General features: G+C 42.7%; 17 protein-coding genes. 10 read left to right on the top strand and 7 right to left on the bottom strand.

Going from position 1 to position 18,964, the window contains the following annotated elements:
- Positions 1-256: 256 nt before the first annotated feature.
- Positions 257-1,438, top strand: a complete 1,182-nt coding sequence (cqsA, locus tag BCT34_RS23655; protein WP_076651216.1) for an alpha-hydroxyketone-type quorum-sensing autoinducer synthase — start codon at positions 257-259, stop codon at positions 1,436-1,438.
- Positions 1,439-1,591: 153 nt separating this feature from the next.
- On the opposite strand, the gene BCT34_RS23650 is transcribed toward cqsA, so the two are convergent.
- From BCT34_RS23650 to BCT34_RS23640, 3 genes are all read right to left on the bottom strand, one after another.
- Positions 1,592-3,640, bottom strand: coding sequence for a hybrid sensor histidine kinase/response regulator (locus BCT34_RS23650; protein WP_076651217.1), 2,049 nt, complete (start codon positions 3,638-3,640; stop codon positions 1,592-1,594).
- A gap of 256 nt (positions 3,641-3,896) precedes the next feature.
- Positions 3,897-4,712: a TauD/TfdA family dioxygenase gene (locus tag BCT34_RS23645; RefSeq protein WP_076651218.1), complete on the bottom strand. Its 816-nt coding sequence runs from the start codon at positions 4,710-4,712 to the stop codon at positions 3,897-3,899.
- A gap of 308 nt (positions 4,713-5,020) precedes the next feature.
- Positions 5,021-5,923: a Vmh family MBL fold metallo-hydrolase gene (locus BCT34_RS23640; protein WP_076651219.1), complete on the bottom strand. Its 903-nt coding sequence runs from the start codon at positions 5,921-5,923 to the stop codon at positions 5,021-5,023.
- 160 nt (positions 5,924-6,083) lie between these two features.
- Between BCT34_RS23640 and BCT34_RS23635 the strand changes: the two genes are divergently transcribed.
- Entirely contained in the window at positions 6,084-6,977 is an 894-nt protein-coding gene (locus BCT34_RS23635) for a LysR family transcriptional regulator (RefSeq protein WP_076651220.1), read from the top strand.
- A gap of 154 nt (positions 6,978-7,131) precedes the next feature.
- A complete protein-coding gene (locus tag BCT34_RS23630) occupies positions 7,132-7,533 on the top strand; it encodes an ACT domain-containing protein (RefSeq protein WP_076651221.1) in 402 nt (133 codons plus the stop codon).
- Between the two features lie 105 nt (positions 7,534-7,638).
- Here BCT34_RS23630 and BCT34_RS23625 read toward each other — a convergent pair whose 3' ends face one another.
- Both BCT34_RS23625 and BCT34_RS23620 read right to left on the bottom strand, forming a co-directional pair.
- Entirely contained in the window at positions 7,639-9,528 is a 1,890-nt protein-coding gene (locus BCT34_RS23625; protein WP_076651222.1) for a methyl-accepting chemotaxis protein, read from the bottom strand.
- 343 nt (positions 9,529-9,871) lie between these two features.
- A complete protein-coding gene (locus tag BCT34_RS23620) occupies positions 9,872-10,588 on the bottom strand; it encodes a DUF1826 domain-containing protein (protein ID WP_076651223.1) in 717 nt (238 codons plus the stop codon).
- 638 nt (positions 10,589-11,226) lie between these two features.
- Between BCT34_RS23620 and BCT34_RS23615 the strand changes: the two genes are divergently transcribed.
- The 7 genes from BCT34_RS23615 (at position 11,227) to BCT34_RS23590 (ending at position 17,151) form a co-directional block, all read left to right on the top strand.
- Positions 11,227-12,147, top strand: a complete 921-nt coding sequence (locus tag BCT34_RS23615) for a LysR family transcriptional regulator (RefSeq protein WP_076656738.1) — start codon at positions 11,227-11,229, stop codon at positions 12,145-12,147.
- 163 nt (positions 12,148-12,310) lie between these two features.
- Positions 12,311-14,071: a hypothetical protein gene (locus BCT34_RS23610; RefSeq protein ID WP_076656736.1), complete on the top strand. Its 1,761-nt coding sequence runs from the start codon at positions 12,311-12,313 to the stop codon at positions 14,069-14,071.
- A 221-nt stretch (positions 14,072-14,292) separates the two neighbouring features.
- Positions 14,293-14,865 (top strand): YceI family protein, encoded by a 573-nt coding sequence (locus BCT34_RS23605; RefSeq protein WP_076656733.1) that lies wholly within the window; start codon positions 14,293-14,295, stop codon positions 14,863-14,865.
- Between the two features lie 328 nt (positions 14,866-15,193).
- Positions 15,194-15,889 carry a VC0807 family protein gene (locus BCT34_RS23600; protein WP_076656731.1) on the top strand — a complete coding sequence of 232 codons (696 nt, stop codon included), beginning with the start codon at positions 15,194-15,196 and terminating at the stop codon, positions 15,887-15,889.
- Between the two features lie 338 nt (positions 15,890-16,227).
- Positions 16,228-16,503, top strand: coding sequence for an HU family DNA-binding protein (locus BCT34_RS23595; protein WP_076656728.1), 276 nt, complete (start codon positions 16,228-16,230; stop codon positions 16,501-16,503).
- Between the two features lie 25 nt (positions 16,504-16,528).
- Positions 16,529-16,672, top strand: coding sequence for a hypothetical protein (locus BCT34_RS24540; protein ID WP_017059112.1), 144 nt, complete (start codon positions 16,529-16,531; stop codon positions 16,670-16,672).
- 275 nt (positions 16,673-16,947) lie between these two features.
- A complete protein-coding gene (locus BCT34_RS23590) occupies positions 16,948-17,151 on the top strand; it encodes a hypothetical protein (RefSeq protein WP_076656726.1) in 204 nt (67 codons plus the stop codon).
- A 40-nt stretch (positions 17,152-17,191) separates the two neighbouring features.
- Here BCT34_RS23590 and BCT34_RS23585 read toward each other — a convergent pair whose 3' ends face one another.
- A complete protein-coding gene (locus tag BCT34_RS23585) occupies positions 17,192-18,283 on the bottom strand; it encodes a transporter substrate-binding domain-containing protein (protein WP_076656723.1) in 1,092 nt (363 codons plus the stop codon).
- Between the two features lie 216 nt (positions 18,284-18,499).
- Entirely contained in the window at positions 18,500-18,937 is a 438-nt protein-coding gene (locus BCT34_RS23580) for a PaaI family thioesterase (RefSeq protein ID WP_076656721.1), read from the bottom strand.
- Positions 18,938-18,964 lie beyond the last annotated feature (27 nt).

Raw genomic sequence — 18,964 nt, 5'->3', positions numbered from 1 at the left:
CCGCGATGAACCTTTTTTAAAAGCGGTTCAATAGCCGAATTTCTATAGTTTTTTGTCATAAAAAAGACGGCTTCTATTCCTATCTTAACTTGGTTAAAACCCCGAACCGTAAGGAAATCCATTCGCCTCAAAACCCTTAAATGCTGAGTTTGCAAGCACCCACAAAATTATGCAACTTGGTTAATGACACATCACTTTTTATCGTCAATATACAGCCGTCAGCGCTGGCGTTTTCCTGTATTTGAAGAGAACTATTATGAGTGATCAAACAAAAACCAAACCACTACCTTCCTTTATTGAAAAACGCTTGAACTTCTATATTCAAGACCTCATCACCCAGAATCAAAGCCAAAAGCACTTGGTATTGGGTAAACGTCCCCAGCGTAACGCTGTTGTGATGCAAAGCAATGATTACTTAGCATTGTCACACAACAAAGCAATCCAACAAGCTCACCAAGCGGCGATCAGCGACCACGACGACAACGTGGTGATGTCTGCGATTTTCTTACAAGATGCAGAGTCTAAACCTGCGTTTGAAACCGAACTCGCGAACTATGTCGGAATGGACAGCTGTTTGCTTTCCCAGTCTGGCTGGGCAGCCAATATTGGACTACTGCAAACCATCTGCCCACCGGGCACACCTGTGTATATTGATTTTCTTGCACACATGTCGCTATGGGAAGGCATTCGCGCTGCTGGCGCCGTTGCCCACCCGTTTATGCATAACAATATGAATCATTTACGTAAGCAATTAGAGCGTTATGGTTCTGGTGTCATTGTTGTGGATTCGGTCTACAGCACCATTGGAACGATTGCCCCACTCCGCGACATCTACGAAATGGCGCAAGAGTTTGATTGTGCGGTCGTTGTTGATGAATCCCATTCACTGGGAACACATGGGGAGAATGGTGCTGGCCTAGTTCAAGCATTAGGGCTCACCAACCACGTCGATTTCATCACCGTTAGCTTGGCCAAAACCTTTGCTTACCGAGCTGGAGCAATCCTCGGGCCTAAACAACTTTCGGAGACCTTACCGTTTGTTGCGTACCCCGCGATCTTTAGCTCGACGTTGTTACCACAAGAAGTCGCTCGTTTAGAGAAAACATTGGAGGTGATCAAAGGTGCGAAAGACAAGCGAGAAGCGCTGTTCAATTGGGCCAAATCGCTGACTACAGGTCTAAAACAAATTGGCTTTAACATCCGGAGTGAGTCTCAAATTGTGGCGTTAGAGTGCGGTAATGAGAGAAACACTGAACGTGTGCGTGACTTCCTAGAAGAGCGAGATGTATTCGGTGCGATTTTCTGCCGCCCAGCTACTGGCAAAAACAAAAACATCATACGTTTTTCAGTGAATGCCGACATGACACCAAGAGACATTGACCATGTGCTTACGGTTTGTCATGAAGCCTATAATCATCCAGAGTTAGAGTTCGTGTAACCTTGTTCGAACTACCTTTATAACCAACACCAACGGCAGGACTGAATGGACGCTACCATGTCGCTAAACAAAAAGAGCCCAGCAATTCGCTGAGCTCTTTCTTGTATTTGAGTCGCCGACAAAATGGTCGTGTAGTTCAACCTATGACATTCACTAGATCCAGTGAGCAATCTTATCGAACAGCCGGTTTTTATCCGCGGGTTTGACGATGAAATCTGACATACCTGATGATTCCATTTTCTCCAAAGTGACAGGCAAACTGTCGCCGGTATGGGCAATAATAGGTACAGAAGAGTATGCCTTGTTGGCACTTCGAATTCGGCGAGACGCTTCCACACCATCCATGGTTGGCATTTCGATATCCATTAGGATCAGGTCGATATCTTCACTATCAAGCGCGTCTATAGCCTGTTGACCGTCTTCTTTTTGAACCACATCAAATCCCTGTTTTTCCAATAACATTGCCGTAAATCGGCGTAGAGATTCGTTATCATCAACCACCATAATGGTACGTTTAGTGGTGGCCTCCAGTGGTTTAACAGTAACCGATGGCATCACATAGTTAGAGTCAAACAGTAAACGATCGATGGTCGCTTTGGTATTAAGCAACCAGACTTGTGTTTCCACCCAAATAGGTTCAAAAGAAATGTTACGCACACGCTTGATAGGATGACGTTCATACAAATAAATGATTCGCGCTTCGGTGAACGAAAGCAAAGACTCAAACCTATCAAGGCAATTCGCTCTTAAGTCCAAGCTTTCCATATCAACAAAGATCAAATCGAACTCAAACTGATATTCTTTATTTTTCAGTGCCGATGCAACATCCAAAATGACCAGATCAAAGCCCATAAAGCGGGATATCTCTGTCATTTTACTGGTCAGAACCTTCTGGTCACTGATCATCACCACGCTCTTTAACTTAGTCAGTTCGCTCTTAATCTCTTTCACTGAATTGGATGTCAGAGATGGGAACGTCATCGTGAATTGCGTCCAGCGCTCCATTTCCGACTGACATTTAATTTCTCCACCAAACGAGCGCATGACCTTCTGACAAAATGGTAAACCCAGTCCGTAATTACCCGACTGGCCCGTGGTGTAAAAATCTTGGAAAATTCGACGAATAATATCGCTCGAAATTCCAGAGCCATTATCTGTTACCATAATTTGGTTCGTCACTTCATCACTGCACATAGTGACGTGAATATGAAAATCTTCTGGGCTCCGATGATGGAATGCGTTCTTGAATAAGTTATACATGACGTACTTCAGCAAGGTGTCACTGCCCAAGAAATCAAAATCGCTTTGTACATCCAAAGATATCGCAGATTTATCGGCTGAACGCTTATAGTTAAAGCTATTTATCGCACCCTCAACAACCATTTGCGCTGAATGCTTTTTGAATGTTGAACGAGATACGCGGTTTTCATCAATCGAAGTCAGTAACAAATCAATCGTTTCGTTACCTGAATGGATGATCTCCATCGCTTCATCACCCACTTCTCGCAACTGGATAACGTCTTCATTGCTCAGCGCATATTGCCCTTTGTGGTCGCCACTTTTAGGGTTCGGTAGTATGGATTGCATGACATCAATAGACGTTAATAAGCCACTCAGAGGGTTTCGCATCTCGTGGGCAATACCAGCACCAAAAGACTTCGCCAGTGACACCTTATTCTCGTGTTCCACCTGATTGCGAAAGTAGAACAAGTTACCAAATAAGTAAATAAACAAAAAGATTGGCACATGTGTCCAGTCCATTGTGAGTTCTAGATAGAAGCCCTGCGCTACCCAAACACAAAACATCGCAATGCCGATTCCGGCAAAAGTTTGAGCGAACATGACCTTAGTGGCGTGCACTAATAAAATATGCAGGAAAATGGCCGACATGAATGACATAACCCAAACGTTGGACCAATTATTCATTAGCAGCATGTAGAAAAAGAAGCCTGGCAAACAGATAGTGACAGCAACTTGATAATAAGCCGGAAGGTATTTTCGCCATTCAAATGGGACACGATTGCGAAATATAATGCCTAAAAACAATACTGAGCAAAATAGGCGAAGCGCTAAGTTTTCGTATGGTTGCGGAAACAAAAACTCCCACACAACGAAATAAATTGGGAAACCGACAAAACCCATCCACCCAACTAGGGTTAGATTTGGTTCGGCGTACTGATAAACCTTACGAATAGCGTTCATACGAAATACTTTGTTCTCTAAGCCCTAACGTTTATTAATTTTATGGTTCAGTTATTATTCTTATAATTTGGCGCCGATTATATTACACATCACATCCGAGCAGTGAGGGTTGAATCAAATATGTATCAACCTAGTTATTTTTATTATTGATCTTAGACGAATAAACTGTCCTCCTGACACATAAAGCTAAGTAAGAGAACTTGGTTCAAGAAATCGGCGTGTATGACACTCCTTTGATAATTCATTGAGAGTGCCTTTATGTCACAGTTACTCGATACATTTTTCTTGGGGTATCGCCGTAATCAATCACGGCATAATGCTGAGTAACTCTGTTATCCCAGATCGCCATCGTTCCCTTCTTCCATTTAAACCGGACTTGATACTCTGGTCGTCGCGCAATTTCAAACAACTGGCTCAGTAGTAACTCACTCTCTTCACGTTCGAGTTCATTGATATAGCGAGTAAACTGCTCATTGATATATAGCGTTTCTTTGCCTGTTTCAGGATAAATGTGAACTACGGGGTGAACCACTGGCGGGTTTTCCCGTGCGGTTTTAAGTAGGGATTTGTGCCAGTCTAGCTCAATGTCTTCTGACTCTATACCTTCAAAGGCCACCAGCGAGTGTGTCGCGGATAAGGTTCTTAACTTCGCTTTCATATCTTCATCTAGAGATTCAAAAACCGCCGTCATAGAGCACCAAATCGTATCTCCGCCGACGCTTGGAATGTGTTGAGCATGTAACAGGGAAGCTTTTGATGGCAAGCTACGCCACGTTAGATCGGTATGCCAATAGCTTTCCATTGGCGCATTGCCACAGGTTGTTTCGATCACACTCACCTGTGGCGCGCTTTCGAGTCTAGGGAAGAAAGGATGTGCGGGTTCCAATGTTCCAAAACGTTCTGCAATCATCAAGTGCTGTTCAGGAGACAAGGTCTGCCCATCGAGAAAGATCACTTGATGGGCTAAAAGCGCCTGATAAACCTCATCGAGTTCAGTTGCACTGCATGTAGCGAGATCGACTCCATTGATACGAGCGCCGATGTGAGGGGTAATGGGTTCGATTTTCAACATAAATTCGCTTAATGGTGGTATTGAATTACGGGTCTGTTCTGGCAACTAGTCAAATCTTGCTACAAACAGTAAACCGGAAAAATACAGATTTTCTTTCGCACTTGCAGTAGAAAATCGCCTCTCCGAAACAAAAAAAGAGCCCCTAAACTGGAGCTCTTTTCGTTTTTTGATACTTCCTGTATCCATAGACAAGTCCAATCTGTAGTACTTTCACTGAAAGCCAGATCATCGATATCTCCAGTTGTGTATCAACTTAAATCTAGCACACTACCTTCAAGCTTTTCTGAGACACAACCGAGATAATGAACTTAGTGCCACTCCATCTCACCGCTTAACACTTTTGCACCCAATTCTAGGTCGCCTTCTGTTGTCTTGAATTGTGGGTATACTTTCTTCATGTAATCACTGATATCAGCAGATGTTGGTTTACTTGTACTGGCCAACGCGTCCTCGATGTCAGCAACATAATCCAATGTAAATTGAACGCCATCAGTACCTATTGGCATTTCACCTAAGTAATGACCTGGAATCACAACTTCAGGCTCAAGTGCCTTCATACGCTCTAATGATTGTGACCACGGGCCGCGAATCTCTTTTGATGCGGTATCTGCCATCCATACATGCACGCCACTATAAACGGACACACCACCAAACACGGTCTTTTCAGATGGAACCCACAGGTAAGCTTGGTGTGTATTAATTTCTCTCACTTCGATGGTTTCACCTTCGAGGTTCAACGTAGTGTCATTAAGCACGGTTGGGACAATGACTTGAGACGGTGCGTTGCCTTCTAAGATTGGCCCCCAGTATTCAAGCTTTGCATCTTTGGTTCGTTTGATGTGAGCAACGATCGCCTCACTGGCAACTACTTTGACGTTAGGAAATGCCGAAACTATCGGTTCCAAACCAAAGTAGTAATCAGGGTCACCGCTACTGATGTAAACCATCGACAACTCTTTGCCTGTGGCTTTGATTTGGTCTACAAGCTTTTGCCCATCTGCAACGCTAAATTGCGCATCAAACAGAATCACCTCTTTCTCTCCTGAAACCAGCACAGAGGTTGCTGGGAATATCGCGTTCTCGCCTGGATTATAGTGAGTGATGTTTAGATCGGCAGCAGAGACAACACTCGAAGCCGCTAGCACGGCTCCTAAACTCATAGTTCCCAAAAGTGCGGTTCTTGATAAAACGATTTTAGATAACTTTTTCATAGCTTTATTCCGATATTTAGAGTTGAACACCTGCCAACTCGCTGAATGTCCAAACATCTTATTTGATTGTTTTTAGATGAAATAGACATCAAATTGACTTTAACTGTTGCAGTTTTCGGACATATACTGAGGTCTGTTTGATTCTCTAGGTAATAAAGCAATGGATAAACTTGAGGCAATGAATGTCTTTGTCACCATAGTAGAACGTGGCAGTTTGAGCGCAGCGGCAGAGCACCTTGATCTCTCACGAACCAAAGTCACTCGCTATTTGAGTGAGCTAGAAAGCTGGATGGACACACGCCTACTTCATAGAACCACTCGAAGCTTGAGCTTAACCAGCGCGGGCAAAGAGACACTTGAAGTCGCAAGAGAATTGCTTACCCTTGAGGCGTCGTTAGCGGGTATCAGAAACCAAAGCCGCGAACACTTAAAAGGCCAACTGCGCATTACCGCGAGTTACTCCATCGTCGATAGTTTCTTGATGGACGTGATCGGTCGTTTCATCGCCAAATGGCCAGAGGTCTCGATTGATATTCTCTCTACCGACCAAACGGTGAATCTTGTTGAATCACGCATCGATTTAGCCATTCGCATTACCAACGAATTAACACCCAACATTGTCGCTAAACAGTTAGGCGAATGCCGCTCGGTGATTTGCGCTTCTCCCCAATACCTAAAAGAGAAAGGTACACCCAAAAGCGCTCAAGACCTAGCACACCACAACTGTTTGTCATTCAGTTACTTTGGTAAAAGTGCATGGACGTTTAATGGCCCTAATGGGCTGGAATCAGTTCCGATTAAAGGGAACATCAGTGCGAATACGTCTGAGGTTCTGCTTTCTGCCACACTCAAAGGTAATGGTATCAGCTTACTGCCCTTTCCTTCAGTGGAAGGCTTAATCGAAAGCGGGTTATTGGTACCTCTACTTTCGGAGTGGAAACCTAAAACGCTCGGTGTACACGCGGTTTACGGGACACGAAAACAAGTCACACCGCTGTTAAGAGCCTTTATCGATCACCTATCTAACGAGATGGAACAATCGACAAGTTGGTAAAACACAAAGAAAGAAAATAGAAACAATCACCTCATTAATAATACTGATACAGAATTAGAATTATTAATTTAACTTATATGACGTGCACTCTTATCGTAATCAGAACAAATCAATTTAATCGTCTTAAACGCTAATACGAACAAAGGAATAAAGAATGACTGCTATTACCGACCTAGATGTCTTATTGAAATCCATGTCACCAGAATTAATCGAAGGGAATTATGTTTTTTGCACTGTCGACGGAGGCTTACCTGACTATGTTCAACTTAATCCAATCTCGACTTTTCGTGAAAAAGAAGGTTTAACGCTCGTTCTTGAAGAAGATGTTGCGACCAAAGCTCAACTTAAGTTCGACGGTGTATTTAGCCTGATCACTTTATCGGTACATTCAAGCCTTGAGGCTGTTGGATTAACGGCGGCGTTTGCGACAAAGCTTGGTTCATACGGCATTAGCGCCAACGTTGTTGCAGGTTATTACCACGACCATATTTTTGTTCAAAAAGACAAAGCAGAAGCCGCAATGAGTGCGCTTAGAGAATTTTCAGAAGCGGATTAATTAAGAGTTCTTTACTCACAAGCCCAAAAAAAGCGACGTAATCTACGTCGCTTTGACTTATTGCTTACCACGCACTTACTGATCAGGCATCAGCAAGCGAGACAGTTAAGCAAGCTTAAAAGTCGCCACTTTGTCACTTAAACCAGCGGCTTGGCTTTTAAGTTCGTTCGACTCAGTTAAGCTGTCCTGTGCGCCCACCACCAAGTGGTCAGTAACATCTTTAATGGTCGTAATGTTCTGGGTAATTTCACCCGTCACGTGCGTTTGCTCTTCAGCAGCCGTCGCAATCTGAGTCGCCATGTCACTGATCAAAGCGACCGCCGCGTTGATCTCTTCTAGTGCATGTGAAGCTCTGTCTGCATCTTCTACAGAATGTATCGCCAATTTAGAACTGCTCTCCATCAGCTCAAACGCTTGCGCAGTTGTGCGTTGCAGGATATCAATCGTTGATTTGATCTCTTCCGTTGAAGAGTGAGTGCGTTGTGAAAGTACACGTACTTCGTCAGCTACCACAGCAAAACCACGACCTTGTTCGCCCGCACGCGCTGCTTCAATCGCCGCATTCAAAGCAAGCAAGTTGGTTTGCTCTGCAATGCCTTGAATCGTGGCTAATACCGTCGAGATCTCTTGAGCATGCTTGTTTAGTTCGCTAATTACACTACCCGCTTCGTTCACTTCATTGGCCAAGTTATTGATCGAACCTTTGGTATCAACAACCAGAGCGTGGCCACTATTAGTGCTTGTCGCAGAGTCCTGTGCCGCTTTCGCAGTTTGCTCTGCATGCGATGCAATCTCTTGCGTTGCGCTGGCCATTTCCGTTACAGCCGTTGCTACCATGGTAATTTCTTGCTGTTGATGGTTAAGTTCATTCACCGAACGGTTTGCGCGTTGAGCACTCTGCTCTGACTGACTGTTTAACTGTTCTGACTGCCCACGAATATGACCAATTAACAGCTGCAAACTGCCAACAAAGGTGTTGAAGTTATGAGCCAACTCGCCCACTTCGTCTTGGTTTTCAACATGAATACGTTGCGTTAAATCACCGCTACCATTCGCAATTTGTGCCAACGCTTGAGATACATGATTAAGCGGACGGAATAGAATCGTACACAGTAAATTAAACAATATGGTACAGACGATCACCACAAATAATGTCACCAGCACTTGTCCGATTACAGCATCAAAGAGTGGCGCAACCAACGAGTCATGATTAACAACACTGACAGTAATCAGGCTTGTTCCATCAATCGCACGTGCATACAACACGTAGTCAGTGCCATTCAACTCAATTCGAATGTGTTTACCACTAGCCAGTGTCTTTTGCACATCAGAAAAATTCAGACCAAGTGAGCTGATGTCTTTGTTCAGTAACTTAGTGTCTGGGTGCGTATAAACCGTACCCTTGTTGGTCGCAATGAACATGTAACCTTCACCAGGAAGAATCACTTGTTCTAAGCTATTAAGAATGTCAGTGATTTCAACATCCGCACCTAGCACAACCTGCTGACCATGCAGCTGCATTGCCGTGCCCAGTGAAACAACATTAGCCCCAGTTGCAGCAGCAACCGTTGGGTTGTCCATGAAAACCTTACTTGGGTTTGCGACTGCATTGGTATACCAGCCCCACAAGCGAGGATCATCATTACCCGGTGGTAGCACTACCCCATTCGCATTCTTTTGCGAACCATCAGGGAGTGCCAAGAAGACATTATCGAAAGACGCAGAGTCACGAACCTGTTTTAGGTGAGTCACCAAGCTTTCCTGTTTGAACTCTTTCGAAAGAGAAGTCAGCGCACGCTCTTTGGATAAGATCCAATCCGATACATATTGATTGTAAGAAGCGGACGCGCCCTCTAAGCGTTGTTCAACTTCTGTATCCAATCTTTGCAGTGAAGCACGAAAAGACAATGCCTCGACCAAAATCCCCCCCCCCAGGATAATGGCCATACTGGCTGAAATCGCCAGTTTATTTTTAAGCGAGAGTTTCTTGAACATAGGAAACCTATAATTTGGAAGTAAAAACCGTGGCGAACAAATTGGTTCGCCAAAACGGTTTGCAAGCGGGATATATTTTACGATTTAAAATAAATTAAGAAACCGATGAGCAACTGAAATATTGATATATGTGAGTAAGTGCACGCATCGTAACCCATTGATTTAGAAAATGGTAAACTCTAAGTTATGGGTTAATACGCTAATTGGGGGCGGATAATGGGTGTCTTTATTTGGTAGCAATAACGGCACAGATCGCGCTATGCCGTTAGCTCATTGGGAAGGTATTTCAATGTGTTGAACGTCTGAAAAGTCACAGGTCGCGGAACCAATATTCAAAAGTAGATCAACCAAAGTCCAACGTCAGCAGCAATCGTGTCTCGTCAGATGAAGTGACAGGCGAACGATGCACAAGGCCAGCATTTTCGTTGCCACTCCAGCGCTCCCCTTTCAACAATGCAACATCACCACTCGATAGCTGTTGGATATCTGACTCATGGCTATACAAGCCGGACGCTGAATCTGGCTGACCGTTGCTTCCACGACCAAGCTTAGAACGGTCGACCAAATCGTTTGGTAACCACTGAGTGGCAACACCATGATAAGTCGTCACTAAACGACAAGGCACTTGATCAAAATGGAAACGTGGGCACATCGCTTTATTCAGAACCGCTAAACGCAACCCGACGTCTTTAAGCTCAAACAAACAACAAAACATATCCACCAACTCTGCCATATTTTCTAAGAGCGCTCTCGAAGCAGTACCATCGGTGACAAATTCCAACTTATCGTAGGCGTTGTCGGGTGACACGCTAACAGATTTACTAAAGTTTGGATTCAAGACGATAAATTCATTGATTGCCGTCGTTAAACCTTCATCAAACTGTCGTTGCCATATCGCTATATTAATATCGCTTTTGTAGATATCCGTTAATACCGTTGGCTGTTCAGAAGCACTAAGTCCTTGTTTGTGACATGCCTGCCCCTTGATACCCACTGCAGAATTAATGTTGAGTGGCTGGTTGTTATTGGTTGCCAAAGGCTTCGTTAACACGGCATTCATTACGTCGTCTCCTTGATACATACTCATAGCTTCTCTCTTACCAATAAAATAGTTATTCGAAGTAAGAGTGAATAATGGTTATGTTATAACATAACACAATGAGCACTCGCAACTGAGATTACTAGCGATTAGATTACTAGCGATTAAATCACTAGCGGTAGCGTCCTAAAGAGTAAAGTTCGTTAATAATTAGAATTTTATTGAAATTTACAATATATCCGAAGTTTAATCGGAAATAAAAACCCGATGAGAAACTCTCCTCGCGAAATTAAATAGACTAAAAACATAGTCACGCCCTTCAAGAGTTATTGTTAATAATTAAACAAAAACAACCTTTTTTATATTTTTATTATTAACCTAAAATATAATTAATGCTAACATCACTAAGAAATACGTAGAATATAAACCACCTATCATAGAAAATAACACAAATTCAATTACATATATCTTAAAATGAGACTTTTCACTTTTTAACAACTAATTTAAAGATAAAAAGTGCACGATTAAAACAATTTTTGCACAAGTTTTATTCATTAAAAGCATCAATAAAACATTGTTTTATTGATGCTTTTAATCGCGTAGACTAATAGATAACTCTAAAAATTGTGCCCACTGCACCCTAGTCTTAAAGCCGTTTAATGAAAACCACCGACCTCAACCTCATTCCCGTATTTGTCGCTATATTTGAAGAAAGAAGCTTATCAAGAGCTGCAAAACGATTGGATATAACTCAACCGGCAGTAAGTAAAGCATTATCAAGATTAAGAGATGTGTACGAAGATACTCTATTCAATAGAACACGTTCAGGTGTTGAGCCAACAAGTTATGCTTTGGCTCTTTATCCTGATATGTCTGCGATCATTAACAATTTCAATGCTACTTTATCCTCTGCACATGACTCTTTTGAACCCGCTAAGTCTAAACGTTCGTTTTCTATTGCTTGTATGCATGCAACCGACTTCTTCGTTCTACCTGAACTGTTTTCTAGAATTCAACAATCCTCTCCAGGCATCACTCTCGTTGTCTATCCTTTAACTTCTTCTGATTACGAAAACGACCTTAGCTTAGGTAAGTACGATCTAATTATTGGATTACGGCCAATTGGGAATACTCTTCTAAAACACAAAGTCATTCTTACTGGGCAAATGAAAGCATGTTGTAGCTCCGACCACCCTAGAGTTGACGGAAACACTATTACGAGCGAACAATTCTATGCAGAAAACCATGTTGCAGTAACTCGTGAAGTAAACAGAGAGCATGTATTAGCGGATGCAGACATAAAAGCACTAAATAAACGAAATGTTGTCTATAATGCTTCTAGTTTTTTTGAAACATTTTCTTTAATAGAAAAAACAGACTGTATAGCCCTTTTACCTTCATTTATGGAAAGTACTTGTAGGGAGAAGTTTTCAATAAGAATTTTTGATCTTCCTTTTAAATTCAATGATATAAGCATATCCATGTATTGGCATCCACGTAAAAATGTTGATGCAGCACATCAATGGCTCAGAAACCAAGTATGTACAACAACCACACGTGTAATAAGCACAACTGGGTAATATTCCCCCTTAGCTGACATGGTTTTATAAAAAAGCACCTGTTAATTAATCGCCACTACGGTGAGGTAATACTTATTATTTAATATATAACCAATTTTCATATTTCAATTCGTCATAATCCTTGCTCTTTATTGAAGTAACTTCACAAAATCAAGGTATTATAATGAGAAAAATGAATATTGGCCCACTTAAGATGTGCGCTTTATCCACAGCAATTTTGGTTGGCATCACTGGGTGCAACGATGATGACGATAGTACAAGCTCTGCACCGATTGAATTCAACAACCCAGTTACGAATATACAGGGTACCTTTGTAGACGCTGCGGTTGATGGCCTATATTACACCGATAGCAAAATTAACTCTGGCTTCACTGAAAATGGCGGTCAATATACTGCATTATCAAGTAGTGCAGTAACCTTTTACCTTGGTGGTGAAAATGGACTAAAAGTAGGTGCGGCCTCTAACCGTGATGTTTTAAGCCCATTTGAAGCAACAGGTACTTACGAAAGAGCAGTCAACCTCGCTATTCTTCTTCAATCGGTCAATGTTGGCGACGAAGACTCAAATATTGTTCTACCCGAAACGCTCTCGACGAACATCGGTGAAGCAACCATCAGTGCACTACATAAAATCAACCTAGACGACCAAGACACGGTTATCACATTCTTAGAAGAGCATATGGGAATGGATGAGGCTGACATTGTAAGCGAGGATGATGCGATCGCTCACATGAACGATTCTTTAGGCAAGTATGAGCGAGGCGAAGACTCATCTGTTCCAATGTTTCAGCGTGGTAGCGGTAACATCATTCGTGAAGTTAGCGTCAGTCAATATAAACTGACTGGTTTTAACGATGATAATTCTGCGAATCAAAAGGAATTTTATGTTCATGCAGACAAAACCACCGACGAAGACACGTTTAATCTAGTTCGTAGCTCTGCTCGCTGGGATTACAAACTGACTGAAGATGCCATCGTTTATATGGAAGGCAACAACGATTCAGGTTTTGGCTCTGCTTGGGCCGCACAATACTTGACTTGCGTTGCAGCAACTGGTGATTCGACTAAATTTACCGTTATTGATGATGAGCAAACTAAATGTGATGGCCAACAGGCAACAACGGATGACCAATTCGATCTGACCGGTACCCCATTCTTATATAAGTTTAACAACCCTAACAAAAGTAAACCTGAAAAAAACTCCAGCTATGATGATGATGAACTAGCGAACCACATGCCTTACATCCTAGCCACGTCTCAATCAGAGCTAAATACTATGGTCGAAAACGATCTGTATGATGACTCAAATGACCAAGACGGTAGCGCATGGCAATACAACATTTACTCACAGTCTTACGATGCCACGACTGAAGTACTAACAATTTTAGATAAAAAATTCCAGCTTGGCTCTCACGCAGATAAGTCTGCACCATCAGCAAGAGCCTCGGAATCCATTCGTTTCATCTACGAGATTGAAGATCAAGATACTGACCGCTACGTCGATTTTGTAGGTACATGGGAACACTTAGAAACCTGTAACAACGGGGAACAAGCACGTTCCGAGTATGTATTTGGTGAGACTGACATCACTATATCTGGCCAAGAATGTAGTGGTTCCACGCCAGTAGACTTGGATGATGAGGGGCCTTATTCTTATGCCGATTTTTCTAACCTAGACTATTGGTGGTTTAATCAAACAGGGCGTACTTCAAAAGCGACGCTTACCGAGCTAAATACAACAGTTCGCTTCTGTGACTCTGGCGAATACGAAATGGGCAATGAGTGTCCAAACGGAAAAGAGTACTTCGTAAAGTGGTCATACATGCCTGCAGGTAAAGACTGGGATCAAGGTGTTTTAACTCGTCGTAAAATGCTACCTATCGGTATTTCAAAGAACGTATCTACATATCAAAAAATAAACTAACCTAATGCTTGTGGGGCCGTATAGGCCTCACAAGCACAAATCCTGATTGCTACCTTAGTTTCTCATCCAACTAACTGTTCCCTTTATCACATCAAGTACCTGCTTCTTGCGCCTGCTTCCAACAATTGACTCTTGCCTACTGAGTTGCAGTAATTTTTAAAATACTGACCTAAGCTTCTATCTACACTTAACGAAGAAACTCATCTATATGGTGACAACTTATGAAAAAACTAATCTCTACACTCGGCCTCCTATGCACCGTTATCTCCGCTCAATCTTTCGCGGAAACGGGCTACACGTTAGATCCCAATTTATCAAATATCACGTTCGCAACCATTAAGAAGCAATTTGTTGTTGAGCCCGCATCCATCAAGCCTTTATCTGGTGGGCTTACCGAAGAAGGTCAATTTTCCATACTGTTGGACGTGAAAAGTGTGAGTACTGGCATCGCTATTCGCGATCAGAGGCTAAGTGAACTCTACTTTGAATCAATGACTTTTCCTGAAGTAAAAATATCGGGAAAGGTTGAGCCGTCAATGTTGACCGGTGACCCACAAAGAACCACCATTGCCGCTGAGGTTACCTTGCACGGCGTAACAAATACGATTGCGTTTCCCGTTGTAGTGGTTCCATCAGATGGATTTGTCATGGTTAGCTCTGCCTCGACAATCATCGTCAACGGCGCTGATTTTGGGATATCGACAGAGAATCTAAACAAGCTTTCAGCAACCGTGGGTGGATTAGCGATTTCCGACAAAACCCCCTTAAGCTTCAATCTACTTTTTGACCAGTAATGGTTTATATCTCTCCTTTTAGAACCACTTCATTTCACATTCACCAATCGTTTAAGAATGGTGAATGTGAGTGAAAATACCGATCTATACGAGAAACTCGTCTGCTTCAGGCTAAGATTTGAATCGACTGAACCGGCCCCTCCGTTCGATTCCCCTAAACAGGTCATAGACACCTTTCACAAAGCGTTAAATTGAGTATTAGTTGAGCTCTGAGATGTCGTTGATGTCACATGTCGTTACACAGCATGACACCTTAGGGCTTTACATCTTGGGCGAGGTAAACAACAATCCCTGAGAATAAATCCATAACCTAATGTATTTAGAAATTATGAGTAGCACAGAAAACAAAAAATCGAGTCCTCTTTTTGAAGTCGTGTTTAACGTCTTCCTCCCTTCATTCATCTTAATGAAATTCAGTGGAGAAGAGCACCTTGGAACAGGCTTAGCACTGCTTGTCGCCCTTGCCTTCCCTATCGCTTACGGTGGTATGGAGTTAATCCGCAACAAGAAATTTAACTTCATCGCAGCGCTTGGCTTCGTCAGCGTGCTTTTAACGGGCGGTATTGGTTTCTTCGAACTAGACACTCGCTGGTTAGCATTAAAAGAAGCATTGATCCCCGGCCTAATTGGTTTGGCGGTTCTTGGCTCAACCTTCACCCGCTACCCGTTTATCCAAAAAGTTATCTTCACACCGGCTCTATTAAACATCTCTCTTATTGAAGAGCGTTTAAAGCAGTTTGGAAACCAAGCTAAGTTTGATCGTTGCCTAATGACATCAAACTACATGTTCGCTAGTACGTTCGCCTTCTCATCTGCGATGAACTACTTCCTTGCGACTTGGATTGTGACCAGCCCTGCGGGCACGGTAGCCTTCAATGAAGAGTTGGGTAAGCTAACCCTATACAGTTACCCTGCAATCGCGATTCCAAGCCTTCTAATGATGCTAGGCATCTTCTACTACATCTGGCGTCAAGTGCGCGACATGACTTCGCTAGAAACAGAACAGATTTTTATCACTAAATAATTCTGAACCACAATATGAAGCCCAGCGATTTAGCTGGGCTTCTTTGTTTTTACTCTCTGGTTTGTCGATCTTATAAACCTCAACTTCGATTAGGCTCATCAATCAAGAGAGCTAGCCGAAGGCTCTTTCCTTCGTTTTATTTGGGTAGCGTGTCTATAAATCAATAATAATCAATGAATTGCATTGATTGAGCTGACAGATGCTTTTATAGTCGATTCTGTTGGTTACTTTACAAAGCTCTACCCAACCACTGACAATATTTCAGTTGCCGTTGATAAGATCGCAGAAGCTAGGTGTTAAAAGTAGACGCCAGCCGTACTCAATAAGGAATATAGGTTATGAACAAATCTCAATTAGTTGAACACATCGCGACTTCTGCAGACATCTCAAAAGAGCAAGCAGGTACGGCGCTTAATGCGCTTGTTGAAGGTATCTCTACTTCGCTTGCTAACGGTGATGACGTATCGATCCTTGGATTTGGTAGCTTTAAAGTTAACTCTCGTGCCGCTCGAACTGGTCGCAACCCGCGTACCGGAGAAGAGATTCAAATTGCAGCGTCAAAGACGCCTGCATTTAAAGCAGGCAAAGCACTGAAAGAGACGTGCAACCTGTAATAACAAAAATACAAGGAAGGTTACGATGACGACTAAGGAAAAAGCGAAAACGAGCCGCAGTAAAAAAGCAGGCAAGTCGACTAAAGCACAAGCAGAAACGCCTAAGACTCGTCAACGCATTGAAGAGCTTCTCGAAGAGCGCGAATTGGCCAAACTGTTAGAGCTATAGTTTCGGTAAAATACAGTTTGAACAAAGTGATAGTTTGTTATCGTTTTAATGCCACTACAAGTTTGTAGTGGCATTTTTGGTTTTAGAACAAGCCCCACGACTTCAATTCCTTCCCCCCTTCCAAAAACGAAACTTTAGCTTACTGGCTTAAAGCCGATATCGCGTTGACGGTTACGCTTGAGAAGCGCATGCTTTTATTTCGAGCAGAATTGTTTGGCTGTGAATACGAGCCATCATTCGTTTTGCGCAACTCACTCAATTGAATGGCAGGTCACATGAATAAGATTGTTATGTTAGTAATGGGGCTACTCTTTACTAGTCGATTGTTTGCCAGCATTGTGCCGCATGTAGGTCAACTTGAGCATGATGCTCCGATTCTCCTTCGCTCAGCCTTGATTGTGGGCGTAGCAGCTTATGTCGTTTGGACAGCATTCAAATATTTCAAAAAGAACAAAGCCTCAGGTTCTGATCAACTGTAACGACAGCCGATCCAATCTTTTAGTTTGCAGCTGATATCGGCTAGTTATCTGCGAAATAATCGGCCAAGATTTTACGCCACTTTCGTGATTCACGAATCTTCAGCAGCGCGCGGTTAATCTCTTCTTCATAAGAGTTATTTTCGGTGATGATAAAGCCATAGTTCTGCTTTTCTAGCTGATACGGCAACACTTCTAGATCCTCAAACTGTCCGCTTATTCTGCCATTACCAATCATATATTTGAGCACCACATCATCGGCGACAATGGCTTCTACCTCACCTTCCTCTAAAGCAGCTAGAAGCCTTGGCATATCGATATAGCTCTTGTGTCTGATGCCGAAGCTTGTGAGCATCAAAGAAGATGTTGTGGCGACTTTTGCCCCTACTTCTACATCCACAAGGTCATTCACGCCTTCAATATGGGAAGAACCTTGGCTGAGAGTCAACTTGCTAGCTAATACCGCGGTAATACTGGCGATGAAAAGCATGCTAAACACACCAATGAATACCGTGGCAATTCGTCCTGTTAAGCTCTTAAACTCAAAGTAATTGAATGGACCTCGCGTGATAAAAAGCAACCCCATGATAAAGCTTTCCAACAAACGGCCCGTTCGGCTTTTCATCGAGTAGAGCTTTTCATTCTCACCATGTTCCAACAGATAGAAAAACGCACCTATTAAACCAGCGACAAAAACGACAGCGCCAATGATCATCCACAACGCAGGATTGAAGAAAATCGCGTGTAAAGTTTGCAGGTAGCCCTGTTTTTTAACAGCAATCGCGAGGTGAGTTTCGTAAAAAGAATGAGAAAAGTCGGCAAACAACTCTCGCTCTGGAGTGATTGAAATACACGATACACCGACGTCAATTTGCTCGGTTTCAATGGAATTAAGTAAATCATCTAAGCGGTGGGTCTCGACCGTGTATTCAACGTCCATCTCTTTAGCTATTTGTTCCCAAAGCTCGATACTCAAACCATTCCATTCACTTTCCATAGAACTGATGACAAAAGGAGGACATGGATAAACGCCAACTTTAAGCGGTTCGGAAGAAGCATAATTACTGAAGAATGGAGAAAGTAGAACAATTGATAGAGCGCAATATCGGAATGTTGAATTGAAGAATTTTGGCATCAGCAGCCCTCCAGAAAAGGCAGTGATGAATTGAATCGAGTTCGAGAAAGCTAGCCCCAATGAGCGGATTAAGCATGCCCAAGAGCTAAAAGTTAGTTAATAAATTCAATACTGCCCTAGTTTTATTCGTTGTTACATTAACTATAGAAAACCTCCATTTATTGTGCAAAACAACGCAATCAACAAACTGGTGCCATCTGAGGTGCTTCATGATCACTAGGGCGAAGACATAAACTGGCTCTGCGCCGATGAACATAGCTTTCCGCACTGAGTAACTTGGCTTTCAAGGAAATGAATATTGCGTCTATTTTTGACCCATTTAGCACGAATTTCTATCTCTCGACCAATAGAAATCGGATGATGAAAACGAGACGTTAAACTCACGGTCATCGCATTGATATTGTTCCGAAATAAGCAATGCAGCATCGCGCTGTCATGCAGTGTGGTGATAATGCCGCCCTGCATGATGCCATCGTAGCCCTCGGCTTTATCTGTTGGTACAATCTTGGCTATAACGTCGCACTTGGCTAAAGCTTCATACTTGGTCAAAGCTTCATGCGTACCAATAGCTTCAAAACAAACGGCGCTGTCTGCGAAAAAACCTTGGCTGCACACTTGGCAACGGCGATGATTGTGAGGAATGAAAACCTTCATACTTTCCCTTATTCCTTTTTACCCTTA

Origin of the sequence: Vibrio sp. 10N.261.45.E2 (assembly GCF_002875705.1) — a bacterium.
GTDB lineage: Bacteria > Pseudomonadota > Gammaproteobacteria > Enterobacterales > Vibrionaceae > Vibrio.
The sequence above is the reverse complement of the archived record's forward strand: the minus strand, read 5'-3'. Positions and strand labels throughout refer to the sequence as shown.